The sequence below is a fragment of the Phascolarctobacterium sp. genome, assembly GCF_045124115.1.
Taxonomy (GTDB): domain Bacteria; phylum Bacillota; class Negativicutes; order Acidaminococcales; family Acidaminococcaceae; genus Phascolarctobacterium_A.
In genome coordinates this window covers 18,404-33,437 of the sequence record NZ_JBGVLF010000056.1, presented here as the reverse complement: position 1 = coordinate 33,437, position 15,034 = coordinate 18,404, and the positions used below count along the sequence as shown (strand labels likewise).

General features: G+C 49.7%; 16 protein-coding genes. 15 read left to right on the top strand and 1 reads right to left on the bottom strand.

From position 1 onward, the window contains the following. The first annotated feature begins 7 nt into the window (after positions 1–7). From ACJMM4_RS08410 to pgeF, 4 genes are read left to right on the top strand one after another with little or no spacing between them, the layout of a single operon-like run. Positions 8–685, top strand: coding sequence for a hypothetical protein (locus ACJMM4_RS08410; RefSeq protein WP_405383989.1), 678 nt, complete (start codon positions 8–10; stop codon positions 683–685). A 33-nt stretch (positions 686–718) separates the two neighbouring features. After that, on the top strand, positions 719–2,194 hold the full coding sequence (gene pap, locus ACJMM4_RS08405) for a polyphosphate:AMP phosphotransferase (RefSeq protein ID WP_405383987.1): 1,476 nt from the start codon (positions 719–721) through the stop codon (positions 2,192–2,194). A 9-nt stretch (positions 2,195–2,203) separates the two neighbouring features. After that, positions 2,204–3,928, top strand: coding sequence for a radical SAM protein (locus tag ACJMM4_RS08400; protein ID WP_405383985.1), 1,725 nt, complete (start codon positions 2,204–2,206; stop codon positions 3,926–3,928). Continuing rightward, positions 3,928–4,743: a peptidoglycan editing factor PgeF gene (gene pgeF, locus ACJMM4_RS08395; protein WP_405383983.1), complete on the top strand. Its 816-nt coding sequence runs from the start codon at positions 3,928–3,930 to the stop codon at positions 4,741–4,743. Before ACJMM4_RS08400 ends, pgeF begins: the two co-directional genes overlap by 1 nt. Before the next feature lie 175 nt (positions 4,744–4,918). On the opposite strand, the gene ACJMM4_RS08390 is transcribed toward pgeF, so the two are convergent. Continuing rightward, positions 4,919–5,137 (bottom strand): hypothetical protein, encoded by a 219-nt coding sequence (locus ACJMM4_RS08390; RefSeq protein ID WP_405383981.1) that lies wholly within the window; start codon positions 5,135–5,137, stop codon positions 4,919–4,921. 173 nt (positions 5,138–5,310) lie between these two features. Here ACJMM4_RS08390 and ppsA point away from each other — a divergent pair, with 173 nt between their 5' ends. The 11 genes from ppsA (at position 5,311) to ruvB (ending at position 15,030) form a co-directional block, all read left to right on the top strand. Continuing rightward, on the top strand, positions 5,311–7,695 hold the full coding sequence (gene ppsA / locus ACJMM4_RS08385) for a phosphoenolpyruvate synthase (RefSeq protein WP_405383979.1): 2,385 nt from the start codon (positions 5,311–5,313) through the stop codon (positions 7,693–7,695). Between the two features lie 175 nt (positions 7,696–7,870). Further along, entirely contained in the window at positions 7,871–8,326 is a 456-nt protein-coding gene (locus ACJMM4_RS08380; RefSeq protein ID WP_405383977.1) for a prepilin peptidase, read from the top strand. Between the two features lie 16 nt (positions 8,327–8,342). Next, positions 8,343–9,416, top strand: coding sequence for a hypothetical protein (locus ACJMM4_RS08375; protein WP_405383975.1), 1,074 nt, complete (start codon positions 8,343–8,345; stop codon positions 9,414–9,416). Continuing rightward, the gene (locus tag ACJMM4_RS08370) at positions 9,413–9,997 is read left to right on the top strand and encodes a hypothetical protein (protein ID WP_405383973.1); all 585 of its coding nucleotides are present in this window, start codon (positions 9,413–9,415) and stop codon (positions 9,995–9,997) included. The genes ACJMM4_RS08375 and ACJMM4_RS08370 overlap by 4 nt, the downstream gene beginning before the upstream one ends. 107 nt (positions 9,998–10,104) lie before the next feature. Beyond that, positions 10,105–11,229, top strand: a complete 1,125-nt coding sequence (locus tag ACJMM4_RS08365; RefSeq protein ID WP_405383971.1) for a DNA recombination protein RmuC — start codon at positions 10,105–10,107, stop codon at positions 11,227–11,229. Then, positions 11,222–11,458 (top strand): hypothetical protein, encoded by a 237-nt coding sequence (locus tag ACJMM4_RS08360; protein ID WP_405383969.1) that lies wholly within the window; start codon positions 11,222–11,224, stop codon positions 11,456–11,458. Before ACJMM4_RS08365 ends, ACJMM4_RS08360 begins: the two co-directional genes overlap by 8 nt. Before the next feature lie 9 nt (positions 11,459–11,467). Next, the gene (locus tag ACJMM4_RS08355; protein ID WP_405380656.1) at positions 11,468–11,971 is read left to right on the top strand and encodes an NUDIX domain-containing protein; all 504 of its coding nucleotides are present in this window, start codon (positions 11,468–11,470) and stop codon (positions 11,969–11,971) included. A gap of 113 nt (positions 11,972–12,084) precedes the next feature. Then, positions 12,085–12,825 (top strand): YebC/PmpR family DNA-binding transcriptional regulator, encoded by a 741-nt coding sequence (locus ACJMM4_RS08350; RefSeq protein WP_405380642.1) that lies wholly within the window; start codon positions 12,085–12,087, stop codon positions 12,823–12,825. Positions 12,826–12,894: 69 nt separating this feature from the next. After that, positions 12,895–13,389: a crossover junction endodeoxyribonuclease RuvC gene (gene ruvC, locus ACJMM4_RS08345; protein ID WP_405380639.1), complete on the top strand. Its 495-nt coding sequence runs from the start codon at positions 12,895–12,897 to the stop codon at positions 13,387–13,389. Then, complete coding sequence (ruvA, locus tag ACJMM4_RS08340; RefSeq protein ID WP_405380637.1) at positions 13,390–13,995, top strand: Holliday junction branch migration protein RuvA; 606 nt, start codon at positions 13,390–13,392, stop codon at positions 13,993–13,995. A gap of 27 nt (positions 13,996–14,022) precedes the next feature. Continuing rightward, positions 14,023–15,030: a Holliday junction branch migration DNA helicase RuvB gene (gene ruvB, locus ACJMM4_RS08335; protein WP_405380635.1), complete on the top strand. Its 1,008-nt coding sequence runs from the start codon at positions 14,023–14,025 to the stop codon at positions 15,028–15,030. The last annotated feature ends 4 nt before the right edge of the window (positions 15,031–15,034 follow it).

Sequence of the window (15,034 nt, the reverse complement as noted above, 5' to 3'; positions counted from 1 at the left end):
GTTGCTTATGTTTTGGTTTATGGAACACGTATTTCCCTTAATCGTCATCTTTTTGCTCTTTCGCGGTATTTTGCAGACGATTTTAGGTAAGGGGCAGCGACGGAGGCGTGAACCCATGCCTGAAGACCTGCCGGAGGAAGAGGAGCCTGTGGAAATGGAGCCTCAAGAGCCGCCTAAGCAGTCTAAGGAAGAGGATTGGGCTGCGGAGTTTGACCGCCGTTTGCAAAAAACAACGGAAGCAAGCGAAACCAAGCGCGCTCGGGACCGTGTCTACACGGATAGGGAAACCTACGACAGTGGGCGAGATAAGGTGCGCCGCGATGTGGAAACCTATGACGCTGCCCGCGATAAGGTGCGCCGCGATACCCAAACCTATGATGTTGCCCGTGACCGCGTCCACCGCGATGACGAAAAGCACCATGATACTAAAGGGCGTATTCATTACGATAACGAAGGCTTGCAGCACGATAAAGGGCGTGTGTATAAGGATCCCTATGGTGATTACAGCTATAACGAGGCGGAGTTCAACCGTCAGGTAGCAGCATCCAGACTGCACCCCACAGCAGCTGCTACAGGTAGCTCTAAAGTCAAGCTGAAACACGCTGCTTTGGTACAAGGATTCATTATGTCCCAAGTTTTGGCAAAGCCCAGAGCTTTGGATCCCTATGATGGAGAAATAAAATAAGAGCCAATGAGCTTTTGAGGAGATGAACGGAGTATGCTGGAGAGACTCGATTTAAAACGGAAGATTTCCAAAGACGACTACAATAAGGTGATGGATACATTAGGGGTGCGTCTGGGACAGGCACAGCGTATGGCTAGGGATGCGAAAAAGCCTATCATCATCGTGTTTGAAGGTTGGCGTGGCGCCCGCCGCAGTGCCATCATCAACACCATGATGCAGGAAATGGATGCCCGTGGTTTTAATGTTTATTCCACTGTCTTGCTGACGGACGAAGAAAAGAAACAGCCTTTCTTTACCTTCTACTGGAAGCATCTGCCTGCTTTGGGGCATATTGCTGTTTACCACCGCAGCTGGTACTACAGCAAGCTTGCCCATTCCCGTGATGAGGATGATGTGCAGTATGAATGCTCCCGTCATGTCTCCTACGACCGCATTAACAAGTTCGAAAAAATGCTTACGGATGACGGCTATATCATCTTGAAATATTTCCTGCATTTGTCCGAAAAGCAGCAAGAGGAGAATGTGGCGAAAAACGCTAAGACTTTGGGCAAGGCTTGGCGTGATGTGAGCCCTGCTTTAGACGAAAGCGGTCATTACGATGAATATCTTGATGTTTATGAAAAGATGCTGGAGGCTACGGATAAAGCCAACGCACCATGGCATCTTATTGCTGCCGACGACCGCCGTAGTGCGGAAATTGAAATCATTACTTCCATTGTGGAAAGCGTGGAACATGCCGTTAATGCGCCTGCACCCGTCAGTGTGCCGTCCATCCGTCCTGCAGCACAGTATGATGTGTTGAGCAAGATTGATGCTTCCATGGAGATGTCCAAGGAAGAGTATAAGGAGAAATTGGACAAATACCAAAAGCGTTTGCGCCAGCTGCAGATTGATATGTTCAAAGCGCGCATACCTACAGTTATTGCTTTTGAAGGCTGGGATGCTGCCGGTAAGGGCGGCGCTATCCGCCGTTTGACTGCAGCACTGGATCCCTTGGGCTTTGCCGTGCATCCTGTGGCTGCCCCCAATGTGGTGGAGCGCCAGTTCCACTATTTGTGGCGCTTTTGGATGAACCTGCCTGCTCCCGGTGGCACTGCCATCTTCGACCGTTCCTGGTACGGACGCGTAATGGTGGAGCGTATCGAAGGCTTTGCCAAGGATTACGAATGGCAGCGTGCTTATGATGAAATCAAAGAAATGGAAGCCCAGTGGGCGGAACATGGCTTTGCTATTGCTAAGTTCTGGCTGCAGATTGATAAAGAGGAGCAGATGCGCCGCTTTGCAGCCCGCCAGAACGACCCCATGAAGCAGTGGAAGATTACGGACGAAGATTGGCGTAACCGTGAAAAATGGGATGCTTATGAAACTGCTATTAATGAAATGCTGGTACGTACGGATACTTCCTACGCGCCTTGGACTATTGTTAAAGGCAACAATAAATATTACGCACGTTTGACAGTTTTGAAGACAGTAGTAGATTTGTTTGAGAAGATGTTGGCGAAAAAGTGAGGAAGCACCTTGTCCTGGAAGATTAAAAATTATTTACAGGAAACAAGAGCAAACGAATGGGGCGCCCAGGTTTATCCGCCTGGGCTGCGCCATCCCGTAGCCTTTGTTTATCCTAACAGTTATCATCTGGGCATGTCCAATTTGGGCATGCATATTTTGTATCAAATGATTAACGCACGCGGGGACAGCGCCTGCGAGCGTTTCTTTTTGCCTGACCGTAAAATGCAGGAGGAGCACCTTAAAAGCAGAACGCCCTTGCTGAGTATTGAAAGCGGTCGTCCTTTGTCCGATTGCAGCGTAATCTTCGTGATGCTGTCCTTCGAACTGGATTACGATAATCTTTTGACCGTTCTGGATTTGGGCAATATTAAATTGCGGGCTGCGGAGCGTAACGAAAGGGAGCCTTTGGTTATCATCGGCGGACCCTGCGCTACCTTTAATCCGGAGCCCTTGACTGCGGTGGCGGATGCTTTCGTAATCGGCGAAGGGGAGGAGACCGTCCAAAAAATTCTTGACGTTATTTATGCTTCTTCCTCCAAAGCGGAGCGCTTGCAACGCCTTGCCCATGTGGACGGGGTGTACGTTCCTTCCTTTTACGAGGCGGAGTACGATGCAGAGGGCGAGTTTAAGGCACTACTGCCTGTTGGTGATGCGCCTGCTACCGTTAAGCGCCAATGGGTGCGCGATATCGATGCTTATCCCCATACCAGCGCTATTGTTACCAGTGGCACGGAGTTTGAGGATATGTACATTGTAGAGGTTGCCCGCGGCTGCGGTCGTCATTGCCGTTTCTGCATGGCAGGCTATTGCTTCCGCAAACCCCGTCCCCGTAAACTGGAAAATATTATTGCCGATATTGCTAAACGTCCTGAACGTACCAAGAAAGTGGGGCTGATGGGCGCAGCGGTTAGTGACCATCCGCAAATGGCGGAACTGACTACCTACCTGACGGAAAACCATATTTCCTTTAGCGTTGCCTCCATGCGTGCGGATATGCTGACGGAGCAGATTGCCCATGCTTTGGCAGGCAGCGGCCAACGGACTATGACTGTAGCTCCGGAAGCAGGCAGCGAGCGTATGCGGGCTGCTATTAACAAGGGCATTACGGAAGACCACGTGTATAACGCTATTGAATTGGCTGCAGCTGCAGGTATGCGCAATATTAAGCTGTACTATATGATTGGTCTGCCTGGGGAAGAAGACGTGGACATTGAAGAAACAGTGGCGATGATTCTGCGGATTAGAGAAAAAATGGATGCACTGGGCAATAAGGGCGAGCTAGTTATCAGCGTCAACGGCTTTGTGCCCAAACCCTTTACTCCCTACCAATGGGCGCCTTTGTGCTCTACCCGTACTTTGAAAAAGCGCTTTAAAATGTTGGGTGATGGCTTGAAAAAGAATAAGCGCATCAAGCTGATTACGGAATCCTTGAAGGAGACCGTGGTACAGGCGGTGCTGGCGCGTGGCAACCGCCGTATGGGCGAAGTGCTTTTAGAAGCGCATACCAGTGGGCAGAACCTCAAGAGCGTACTGCGCCAGCAGGGCGTGGATATTGATGCTTTGGCAGAGCGTGAGCTGGATGTGGCAGCGCCCTTGCCGTGGCAGCATCTTGACATGGGCGTGACCAAGGAATATATGCTGCGGGAACTGGAGAACAGTAATAAAGGAAAATTTACGCCTATGTGTTTTGATAACTGCAGACGTTGCGGTGTGTGCAGAACCGAGGAAGTATAATGAAGGATTTTATTATTACCCAAAAGGATGGGCTGTGGTTTGGCAGTTTTCCTTTGCTGACGGAGGCAGGCTTTACTAACGCCTGCAGCTGTCGTCTGCACGGGGAAAGCGCAGTAGTGGCAGGAACGCTGAATTTGGCGCTCCATGTGGGGGATGACCCTGCTCTGGTGCTGCGTAACCGCCAACGTTTTGCTGCTGCCTTTGGAGTGGATGCCCAGCGCTTTACTACTTGCCAGCAGGTGCACGGTAGCAAGGTGGCAGTGGTTGATGCTGATTTGGCGGGGTCAGGAGCCCTTGCTTTGGCAGATACTGTGGCTGGGACGGATGCCTTGGTAACTACTTTGGCAGATGTGCCCTTGCTACTTTTTTACGCTGATTGTACGCCTGTACTGCTGGCGGATAAGGTGAATGGGGCCATTGGCCTAGCCCACGCCGGTTGGCGGGGGACTGTAGCAAATATTGCTGCGAAAACAGTGGAGGCTATGGCGGAGAACTTCGGTAGCAGGCCGGAAAATATTGTGGCGGCCATTGGCCCTGCCATTGGACAGTGCTGTTACGAAGTGGATGATTTCGTCCGCGACCGGGCTGCAGGCTATGAGCAGTTCTTTGTACCTGTAGCAGGGAAGCCAGGGCACTACCTGCTGGACCTGTGGGGGTATAATAAGCAGGTGCTGCTGGACGCAGGCGTGCTTCCCGAGCATATTGCTGTGGCGGAAGTGTGCACTAACTGCAACCACGAACTGTTCTGCTCCTACCGTGCGGAAACAGGCAGAACTGGGCGTATGGGCGTGTGCCTGTGTAGAAAAAGTAAATAAGGAAATGCATGAAAAGAAGGGTGTCGTAAGACATCCTTCTTTTATACTTTAAGCTCAGTGTAGCATTATTGCAGGTTTGCAAGGGGAAGAAAGGCTAAAAACCTCCGGGAGAACGTGTTCGTTCTCTCGGAGGTTCTTCGTAGAGCTTTACAAAAAGCATTACCTTCGCATATGCTCAGTCCCAACGCTTGAGCATATCTTCAATAATCTCTTTATTGGTCTTGCGGCGTTTCTTTTCAAAGTTGCGGAAATTGTTGTCACGGTGGTCCGTGGAGTAGTCCGCATAATCAAAATCGTCATCGTTACGCTCGTAGCTACGGTTATAGTCCCCGTGGCCATCGTCTGCCTGCAGGGGGAGGTAGGGCGTGGCAGGGGGCAGGGTATAGGTGTACATGGCGGGTGCCTCCTTCATAAATTTTCCTTTTTTATATTGTAGCACGTTTTATTTTCTAATTGCAAAATTTATGTAAAAAGTCTTGAATAAGGGATTAAAATGTGATATAGTATACACTATATTAAGGAATTACCAAATTTAAAGTACAGCATATTGGTAAAGGAGATAATATCATGGACAAAGAAAAAGCCAACTTACTCTGGTTTGACCAATTGGAAAGAGAAGACGTTGCAATTGCAGGCGGTAAATCCTCCTCCTTGGGCGAAATGACTTCTAAAGTAGAGGTTCCCGTTCCCTATGGCTTTGCAACTACTGCTAATGCTTATAGATATTTCTTTAAAGCAACCGGTCTGGATAAAGAAATCAAGGCCTTGATTGCTGAACTGACTGACGTTGAAGATGGCGCACAGCTTCGCAGTGTTTGCAAACGCATTCGTGAAGCAATTCTGGCGAAAGATATGCCTGCAGATTTGCAAGCAGAAATCGCAGAGGCTTATGCTGAATTAGGTCGTCGTGTTAACCAAGCTGATCCCTTTGTTGCCGTACGCAGCAGCGCTACCGCAGAAGATTTGCCGGATGCTTCCTTTGCAGGCCAACAAGACACCTACCTGAACGTTAAAGGTGCAGAAACCATCGTTGCTAAAGTAAAGGAATGCTATGCTTCCTGCTTTACCGACCGTGCTGTATACTACCGTGAAAAACAAGGCTTTGACCATCTGGATGTTGCACTGAGCGCAGCAGTACAAATGATGGTATTCTCCAAAGCTGCAGGCGTAATGTTCACCGTAAACGTTGCTACCGGCGACGACAAGAACATCCTTATCGAAGGCGCTTGGGGCTTGGGCGAATACGTAGTACAAGGCACTGTAACTCCCGATAACTACACTGTAGAAAAAGCTAGCGGCAAGATTATCGAAAAGAACGTTAATGCACAGGACATCAAACTGGTTCGTAAAGAAACCGGTGACTGCGAAGAAGTTCGCGTTCCTGCTGAAGAAGAAAAAATGCAAAAACTGACCGATGCTCAAATCGAAGAATTGGCAGGCTATGCTAAGAAAATTGAAGAGCACTATGGTTGCTACATGGATATGGAATGGGGCGTTGACGAGCGCGATAACAAGATTTGGATCCTGCAAGCCCGTCCTGAAACTGTATGGAGCCGTCGCAACAAAGAAAACGGCGGTGCACCGAAAGAGGAGAAGAAAGTGACTGCCGATCGTAAAGTAATTGTTAAAGGTTTGCCTGCAAGCCCCGGTAATGTATCCGGCCGCGTACACGTAATTTTGGATCCTTCCCACATTGACGAGTTCAAGGAAGGCGAAATCCTGGTAACTGAAATGACCGCACCTGACTGGGTACCTGCTATGAAGAAAGCGAAAGCAATCGTAACTGATAGCGGCGGAATGACCTGCCACGCTTCCATCGTTAGCCGCGAACTGGGCATCCCCTGCATCGTTGGCACCAAGAGCCGTGGCGAAGCTGCAACCACCACCATTCCTGACGGTATCGATGTAACCATTGATGCTACCCATGGTGTTGTATACGAAGGCATTATCGAAGAACCTAAAGCTGCACAACCTGCTGTTCAACAAGTTGTCGCTGCTGCAGAATATTTCCCGCCCACCGGCACTAAGATTTACATGAACTTGGGCGATCCGGAATTGGCAGAAAAATACAGCTCCCTGCCTTGCGATGGTATCGGCTTGATGCGTGAAGAGTTCATTTGGACCACCTATATCCATGAACATCCTCTGTATCTGATTAAGACCGGTCATCCGGAAAAAGTTGTAGACCAATTGGCTGAAGGCATCCGTCAAGTTTGCCAAGCTATGGCTCCGAGACCTGTAACCCTGCGTTTCTCCGACTTCAAATCCAGCGAATACCGCGATTTGAAGGGTGGCGATGAGTTCGAACCCTATGAACCTTCCGCTCTGTTGGGCTGGCGTGGTGCTTCCCGTTACTACGATCCCAAATACATCGAAGCATTCAAATTGGAATGCATGGCAGTACGCAAAGTACGTGAAGAGTTCGGTCTGAAGAACTTGAATGTAATGATTCCTTTCTGCCGCAACGTAGAAGAATGCGAAAAAGTTGTTAAGATTATGGCTGACTGCGGTCTGTCCCGTGGTAAAGACTTCAAAGTTTGGCTGATGGCAGAAATTCCGTCCAACATTATCTTGGCTGACCAATTCAACAAATTTGTTGATGGCTATTCCATCGGTTCCAATGACTTGACCATGCTGGTACTGGGTTGCGACCGTGATAACGACACCGTATCCCATATTTATGACGAACGTAATCTGGCAGTTCGCCGTGCAATCCGTCACCTGATCGAAGTTGCACATAAAGAAGGCAAGACCGTATCCATCTGCGGCCAAGCTCCCAGCGTATATCCTGAATTCTGCGAATTCCTGATTAAGAGCGGTATCGACAGCATGTCCGTAAATCCGGATACTGTTAAATTCACCAAGAAATTGGCTGCTCAAATCGAACAACGCATTATGATGGACGCTCTTACCGGTCGTGGTCGTCAAGAAGTAGAAGATCTGAACTGGTAAGCAACTTGACCATTAGGTCAAGAAGTGGTATACTGTCCACAACTGAATAGGTAGTAAAGAGTTCTTCGGAACTTGAAACGGAGTTTTAGGCTCCTGTATTGCAGTAAATTTTGTAATGCAGGAGCCTTTTTGTCGTTTTTAGAACCTTTTCAGAATATTTTTAGGGAGGATGGTTATGGAATTCTTGTTTTGCTGTTGTTTTCTGTTTTGCTTAGGGGTGCACGTCTATACGGATATTAAAGAGATGCTTCTTTATGACAAAGTGAGTTTAGCTTTGGCTGCTGTGGGACTGCTACGCTGTTTTTGGCAGGGGACTTTTTCTGCGGCAGTACTTGGAAGCGTAGTGTTAGGCGTTATGATGCTGGTAATTTATTACGCCAGCCATGGCGGTTTAGGAGAAGGTGATGTAAAGCTAGCGCCAGTGCTGGGGCTGTGGCTGGGGTGGCAGCAAGGCTTGGTCTGCCTCCTGCTAGCCTTCGTCAGCGGAGCCCTTTATGGCGTGCTTCTCTGGCTTATGGGAAAGGCGCAGAGCAAAAGTGCCTTGCCCTTCGGGCCTTTCCTTTGTGGTGGTGGCATTGCAGCCTATTTTTGTGGAGCTGAGCTAGTGGCTTGGTATTGTCAATATATTTAATAAGGAGTTGAAAAAGATGAACATGTCGGAAAAATTTACGGAATTATACAATAAGTTACGTAGCAAAAGGCGTAGGCGCAAGCAATTACTGCTGCTAGAAATAAAGCAGGAAGGGATTACCATGTCCTGTATGCTGGGGGAGAACCTTCTTTGGCGGGAATGGCGGGCGTTAGCAGTGCCAAAAGAACTTGACGCTACCTATTGGCGTGCTCTGGAAGATGTGTGCAGGGAAATACTTTTGTGGAGCAAGGTACAGGTCAATGCTCCCTGCCTAGGAGTTGTGGAGGAAACTTTGCTGTATAGTGAAAGCATTACTTTGCCTGCATTGGAAAAACGGGAACTGAAACAAGCAGTAGCTTGGGAAATAGAGCAGGCAGTGCCTTGGGCGCAGGGAACCTATGCTAGCGCGTATCTGGCGGAGGCAGTGGGGAAAGAACTGCAGGTAAAGTTTTGGGTTGCGCCTGAAGGGGTGGTTGCCGGTTTAGGAGACACTCTTAGCAGATTACAACTGTTGCCTATAGGCATAGTAGCAGATGCGGAGCAGGCTGTAGCAAAGTGGTATGCAGGAGAAACTCTGTACACTTTGAATCTGTACGGCAAAGAAAAAAGTTTGGCGTGGGCGCAAGTCTGCCGTTCTCCCTTACTGCGCAGTGGTGCGGTAGCCTGCCTGCTTTTGACCGCCTTAGTGTGCGGCGTGGGGCGGGGCGCGTGCTACCTGGCTGCCATAAATTTACAACAGGCAGAGCAGGATTTAGGGGCAATGCAGGTGTGGCAGCAACGTTACCGGGCAAGCCATCAGTTAGAACAGCAGTTAGCGAAGCTAAAGCAATTGCAGCAGGCTGCCAAGCCTACCCATGTAGGAACTACGATAGAAAAGGTAAGCAGTAAGCTGGGACGCGAGTGTTGGCTGCAGCTACTGGCCAAAAGCGGGGGGCAGTGGCAGGCTACAGGTGTCGCTGCAGGTCCGGAAGCACTGCAGGAGCTGCTAGAACGCATGCAAAGCAGTTTTAAGGAAGTGCGTTTAGAGCGCTCCGAAAGTAAGAGTGAAGGCGTACGCTTTGTGTTACAGTTTAAGGAGCAGCAGGCATGAAGAAATTTAAGAAAATGTGGAATCATCACTGGAAATTTTATGGCTGGCCCATTGTGCTTCTGCTAGCTCTGGCTTTACTTTTGTGGGCGGTAGCAGCAGTGGGCTTGCCCAGTTACAGGGAGTATTTGCAATTGCGGGGACGAGCGCAGTTGACTGCACAACAGGCAGAAAAACTGCAGAATTTTGCTTTGTTCCATAGTGATTATGATAACTATGTGGCAGAGAAAAGCAGGGAACTTGCTGGTTTAAGCAAAAAGCTACCCCAATGCAGGGACGGTACGGAGGCACAAACTATGGTGCAGCAGCTGGCGTTGGCGCAGGGGGTACAGCTAGACAGCCTGCAAGGTGATGAAGCTAAAGAAAAAACTTCGCCTGCAGGAAAGCAGACCGTTAAGGATGGTTTGCTAGTTTTTACGCTGCGAGGAGAAGCGCAGGGTGGTTATTACGCTGTACTGCGCTGGCTGCGGCAACTGGAGAATAAACAAGCACATATTCGCGAGCTAAAGCTGCAGGGAACGGCGGAAGGAATGGTGAAAGCACAGCTGGTAATCAATGTGTATGGTATAAATAAAATTATGTAAAAAGGCTACAATAAAAAGTTATCGTCGTATTAAAAGAAAATTCTGTTCGCAAATAGTTGGCATATTCGCTATTTTTTGCTATAATAAAGGAAATGGCGGAGGTGCCTATGGAAACCATAACGATAATTTTAATGATAGGGATTGTGGTGCTGCTGGCGTTAGTGCTTTTCATCCTGCTGCAGCGCAAGCCCCAAAACGATGCTAATCAACACTTGGAGCAGTTGGAAAGGCGCTTGAGCGAAGCTCTCCACGATTTGCGGGGGGAACAGAACGCTTTGGCGCGGGCAGCGCGGATGGAGAACCAGGCTGCCAGCGACAGGCTCAGCGAACAGATTGATAAACGTGTAGCCCGTTTGGCGGATGTTACGGACCAAAGCTTGGAGCGCATCCGCGTTACGGTGGACGAGCGTTTGAACGAAAGCTTGGAGCAGAAGTTCAGCCAGGTCAGCAAACGCTTGCAGGAGGTGCACGTAACCTTAGGGCAGGTGCAGACCTTGTCCGGAGGCGTGGACGAACTGCGCCGCATTTTAGCCAATGTTAAAGTACGCGGTACTTGGGGCGAAATGCAGTTGGGAAATATTTTAAGCGATATTCTTGATAAAGGTCGCTTTGTAGAAAATGCGGAAATCCGTCCGGGAAGCGGACTGCGGGTGGAGTACGCCCTGCGTCTGCCGGGGCAGGGGGAGCAGGAAGTGCTGCTGCCTGTGGACGCCAAATTTCCCCTGGAAGATTACCAGCGTTTGCAGCAGGCGCGGGAGAACGGCGACACTGCAGGAGCGGAAGCTGCTGCCAAGCAGCTGGAGCGCCGTTTGAAAAGTGAAGCTAAGGATATTTGCGAAAAGTACGTCTGCCCACCGTACTCTACGGATTTTGCCGTCATGTATCTGCCTTGCGAAGGACTTTTTGCCGAAGCTTTGAATATTGCAGGCTTGGCGGAAGAAGTGCAGACCAAGTACAGAGTGTGCATGGCAGGACCTAATACTCTTGCCGCCTTGGTCAACAGTCTGCAGCTGGGCTTCCGCACTTTGGCGGTGCAGCAGCGTACTACGGAGGTATGGCAGCTGCTGAATAAAGTAAAGCAGGATTTAGAAGGGCTGCAGCAGTATCTTGATAAAAGCGGTAAGAAATTGGACGAGGCCCATACTGCCCTGCAAAGCACAGGGCGCTACGTAAACCGTCTGCGCAAGCAGCTGGATGCAGTACAAGTTTTGGAGGACCACACCCATGGCTGAAATGCAGAATAATGAGCAGAACAATAACGGAACACCCTATAAGAAACCACCGTGGTATGTGCAGTTGTTTTTGGCAGCCTACGGATTTATCTGGATGAATATGATTTTTGTGGCAGGCTTGAACAGCTTGTACATGAAAACTATCGATTGGGACAGCTTCAGTCTTTGGGTTGCCATGACGGCAGGCTTTCCTTTGATCTTTAAATTTTTGCCGAAGATTTTGAAATGAGGGGTAAGGATGGAATTTTGGGATATTTACGATAGCAAGAAACAACCTACAGGACGCACCATGAAACGCAATGATTGGATTTTGCAGGATGGGGAGTACCACTTGACCGTGTTGGGCGTAGTGCGCCATGTGGACGGACGCTATTTGATTACCCGCCGCGTGCTCACCAAGGCGTGGGCTGCAGGCTGGTGGGAAGTTCCCGGTGGTGCCGTTATGGCGGGGGAAAGCAGCCGTGAAGCTGTTAACCGCGAAGTAATGGAAGAAACAGGTCTTGATGTTGCCAACGTTCCCGGCGAACCGCTCTTGACCTACCACCGCGAAAACCCGGGGGAGGGCGACAACTATTTTGTTGACTGCTACCGCTTTACTTTGGACTTTGCTCCCGAAGCTGTAAAGATCCGCCCTAACGAGGCGCTGGAGTTCAAGCTGGCTACTTTGGCGGAAATCAAAGAGCTGGCAGCCCAAGGGGTATTCCTACACTACGACAGCATTAAAGAAGTGTTTGAGAAGTAAGGAAAACCTAAATTTTTTATTGTAAAAACTCGCTGTGCGTGGTAAAATAGTACGGTGAATGCTTATGATTATATGTACAATTAGATGTAAAGCAAGTTTGGAGGAATTTAAGTATGTCAGGACATTCTAAATGGGCAAACATTAAACATAAAAAAGGTAAAGCAGACGCACTGCGTGGCAAAATCACTACTAAAATCAGCCGTGAAATTACCATTGCTGTTCGTATGGGCGGTGCTGACCCTACAGGTAACATGAAATTGAAATTGGCTTTGACCAAAGCTAAAGCTAACAACATTCCTAAGGACAACATTCAACGTGCTATCCAAAAGGGTGCAGGCGCTCTGGAAGGTCAAAACTTTGAAGAAATTACTTACGAAGGTTACGGTCCTGCAGGCGTTGCTATGATGGTTAGCTGCCTGACCGATAACCGTAACCGTACTGCTGCAGACGTTCGTCACGTATTCTCCAAATACGGCGGCAACTTGGGCGCTACTGGCTGCGTAGGCTACATGTTCCAACAAAAAGGCATTTTCGCAGTTAGCAAAGAAACCGGCGTTGATGAAGACGAACTGATGATGATTGCTCTGGAAGCAGGCGCAGAAGACATCAAAAACGAAGAAGAAGGCTTCGAAATCATTACCGCTCCCGATGCTTACGATGCTGTAGAAAAAGCTTTGGCTGATGCAGGCATTGAAGTTGCTATGGGCGAAATCACCATGGTTCCTGATACTATGGCTGAATTGTCCGCAGAAGATGCTGAAAAAGTTCAAAAGATGCTGGACGCACTGGATGACTGCGATGATGTACAAGATGTTTACACCAACGCTGACTTGCCGGACGACGACGAGGAATAATATTTAGGATGGATAATCCTTGGAAAGCAGGCAGGTTTTGTCTGCTTTCTGTTTTTGTGAGGACTTTTTATGCTGGCTTTAGGAATTGACCCGGGTACCGCTATCTGCGGCTATGGGCTGGTGGATATGACGGGAAACCGCCTGCGTCCTGTCTACTACGGCTCCGTGCTGACGGATAAGGATATGCTGCCGGAAATGCGCTTGAAAAAGATTTACGACGATTTAAGCGCCATTATCGAGCATTTCCACCCGGATTTTATGAGTATAGAAAAGCTGTTCTTCAACCGCAATGTGACGACGGCGATTCCTGTAGGCCAGGCGCGGGGCGTTGCTTTGCTGGCGGCGGCTAACCATGGGCTGCCGGTGCTGGAGTTTACCCCTATGCAGATCAAATTAAGCGTAGTGGGTACGGGCAGTGCTACCAAAGAGCAGGTTATCTACATGGTAATGCATTTGCTTAATATCCGCGAAAAGATTAAACCCGATGATACGGCGGATGCCCTGGCTGCAGCTATCTGCGGCTTGAATACGGCTTCCACCCGCCGTTGGCAGGAGGGCAGATAAATGATTGGCTCCTTAAAAGGTAACGTGGCGTATCTGGCTACGGACTATTGCATAATTGATACTGCAGGCGGCGTGGGCTACAGAGTGTTTATGCCTGCCGCTCATCTTGCCCAGCTGGCGCTGGGCGCTTCCGTGCGGGTGCACGTGCACACTGCCGTGCGGGAGGACGCCATCACCCTCTACGGCTTTTTAAGCCAAGAGTATTACGATATGTTCCAGCTTCTATTAGGCGTTAGCGGTGTAGGCCCCAAGCTGGCTTTGGGAGTGCTTAGCGCAGTAAAGCCGGAGGCCTTCTATTTGGCGGTGCAGAGCCGTGATATGAAGGTGCTGACCAAGCTGCCGGGCATTGGCAAAAAAACGGCGGAACGTCTGCTGCTGGAGCTAAAGGATAAAGTTGGCGGCATCAGCGGCGAAGTGGGCGCGGACTTTACGGAAAGCGTAGCTGCCGGAGGCAGCGGAGCTGTGGCAGAAGCTATGGAAGCACTTGTTTCCTTGGGCTACACCAACAGCGAGATTATGCCCGTCTTGAAACAGATTTCCAACGTGGAAACTTTGAAGGGTGAGGAAATTTTGCGGCAAGCCTTGAAATTGTTTGCCAAAAGATAAAGGATTATGATATAAGGGAGGGCAATAATGGAATTCGATGAGCGAATTATTGCCGGTGCGGAGCAGGAAGCCGATGGCTGGCAGTACAGCCTGCGCCCGCGGCTTTTAAATGAATATATCGGCCAAAGCCAAGTGAAGGACAACCTGTCCATCTTCATCAAGGCTGCGGCAGCCCGCCATGAGGCACTGGACCATGTATTGCTCTTCGGTCCCCCGGGTTTGGGCAAAACCACCTTGGCTAACATTATTGCCAACGAGCTTAATGTCAACATTCGCGTAACCAGCGGTCCTGCTATTGAAAGGCAGGGGGATCTGGCAGCGATTCTGACTAACTTGGGCGATAATGATGTGCTGTTTATTGACGAAATTCATCGTCTGTCTAAAACGGTGGAAGAAATTTTGTACTCTGCCATGGAGGACTTTGCTTTAGATATTATTATTGGCAAGGGGCCTGCTGCCCGCAGTGTGCGGTTGGACTTGCCTAAGTTTACCCTGATTGGCGCTACTACCCGCTTGGGCGCCATTGCTGCGCCTTTGCGTGACCGTTTCGGTGTGCAATGCCGTTTGGAGTTCTATAAGCCGGAGGAGCTGCAGTTTATCATTACCCGTGCTGCGGAAATCCTGGGCGTAAAGATCGACGAAGGCGGTGCTGCCGAGATTGCCCGCCGCAGCAGGGGTACGCCCCGTATTGCTAACCGTCTCTTGAAACGTGTCCGCGACTTCGCCCAAGTATTGGGCATCGAAGTGATCAACAAACAGTTGGCTGATGAAGCATTGGCGAAACTGGAGGTGGATCGCAGCGGCCTGGACCGTAATGACAGGCGTATCCTGCAGACCGTGGTGAAAACTTTCGGCGGTGGCCCTGTAGGCATTGAAACTATTGCTGCAGCAGTAAGCGAAGAGTCCACTACTATTGAGGACGTTATCGAGCCTTATCTGATGCAGCTGGGGTTGCTCCAGCGTACTCCCCGGGGGCGCATTGCCACCCGTGAGGCGTATCGCTATTTGGGCGTACCCTTTCCGGAAAGCAGGTGAGCGG

What these genes read in the sequence shown, in the direction of transcription:
- ACJMM4_RS08390 (WP_405383981.1), bottom strand. Translation starts at nt 5,137, where the DNA reads ATGTACACCTATACCCTGCCCCCTGCCACGCCCTACCTCCCCCTGCAG.
- ppsA (WP_405383979.1), top strand. Translation starts at nt 5,311, where the DNA reads ATGGACAAAGAAAAAGCCAACTTACTCTGGTTTGACCAATTGGAAAGA.
- ACJMM4_RS08360 (WP_405383969.1), top strand. Translation starts at nt 11,222, where the DNA reads ATGGCTGAAATGCAGAATAATGAGCAGAACAATAACGGAACACCCTAT.
- ACJMM4_RS08375 (WP_405383975.1), top strand. Translation starts at nt 8,343, where the DNA reads ATGAACATGTCGGAAAAATTTACGGAATTATACAATAAGTTACGTAGC.
- ACJMM4_RS08370 (WP_405383973.1), top strand. Translation starts at nt 9,413, where the DNA reads ATGAAGAAATTTAAGAAAATGTGGAATCATCACTGGAAATTTTATGGC.
- pgeF (WP_405383983.1), top strand. Translation starts at nt 3,928, where the DNA reads ATGAAGGATTTTATTATTACCCAAAAGGATGGGCTGTGGTTTGGCAGT.
- ACJMM4_RS08410 (WP_405383989.1), top strand. Translation starts at nt 8, where the DNA reads ATGTTTTGGTTTATGGAACACGTATTTCCCTTAATCGTCATCTTTTTG.
- ACJMM4_RS08365 (WP_405383971.1), top strand. Translation starts at nt 10,105, where the DNA reads ATGGAAACCATAACGATAATTTTAATGATAGGGATTGTGGTGCTGCTG.
- ruvB (WP_405380635.1), top strand. Translation starts at nt 14,023, where the DNA reads ATGGAATTCGATGAGCGAATTATTGCCGGTGCGGAGCAGGAAGCCGAT.
- ACJMM4_RS08380 (WP_405383977.1), top strand. Translation starts at nt 7,871, where the DNA reads ATGGAATTCTTGTTTTGCTGTTGTTTTCTGTTTTGCTTAGGGGTGCAC.
- ACJMM4_RS08350 (WP_405380642.1), top strand. Translation starts at nt 12,085, where the DNA reads ATGTCAGGACATTCTAAATGGGCAAACATTAAACATAAAAAAGGTAAA.
- ruvC (WP_405380639.1), top strand. Translation starts at nt 12,895, where the DNA reads ATGCTGGCTTTAGGAATTGACCCGGGTACCGCTATCTGCGGCTATGGG.
- ruvA (WP_405380637.1), top strand. Translation starts at nt 13,390, where the DNA reads ATGATTGGCTCCTTAAAAGGTAACGTGGCGTATCTGGCTACGGACTAT.
- ACJMM4_RS08355 (WP_405380656.1), top strand. Translation starts at nt 11,468, where the DNA reads ATGGAATTTTGGGATATTTACGATAGCAAGAAACAACCTACAGGACGC.
- pap (WP_405383987.1), top strand. Translation starts at nt 719, where the DNA reads ATGCTGGAGAGACTCGATTTAAAACGGAAGATTTCCAAAGACGACTAC.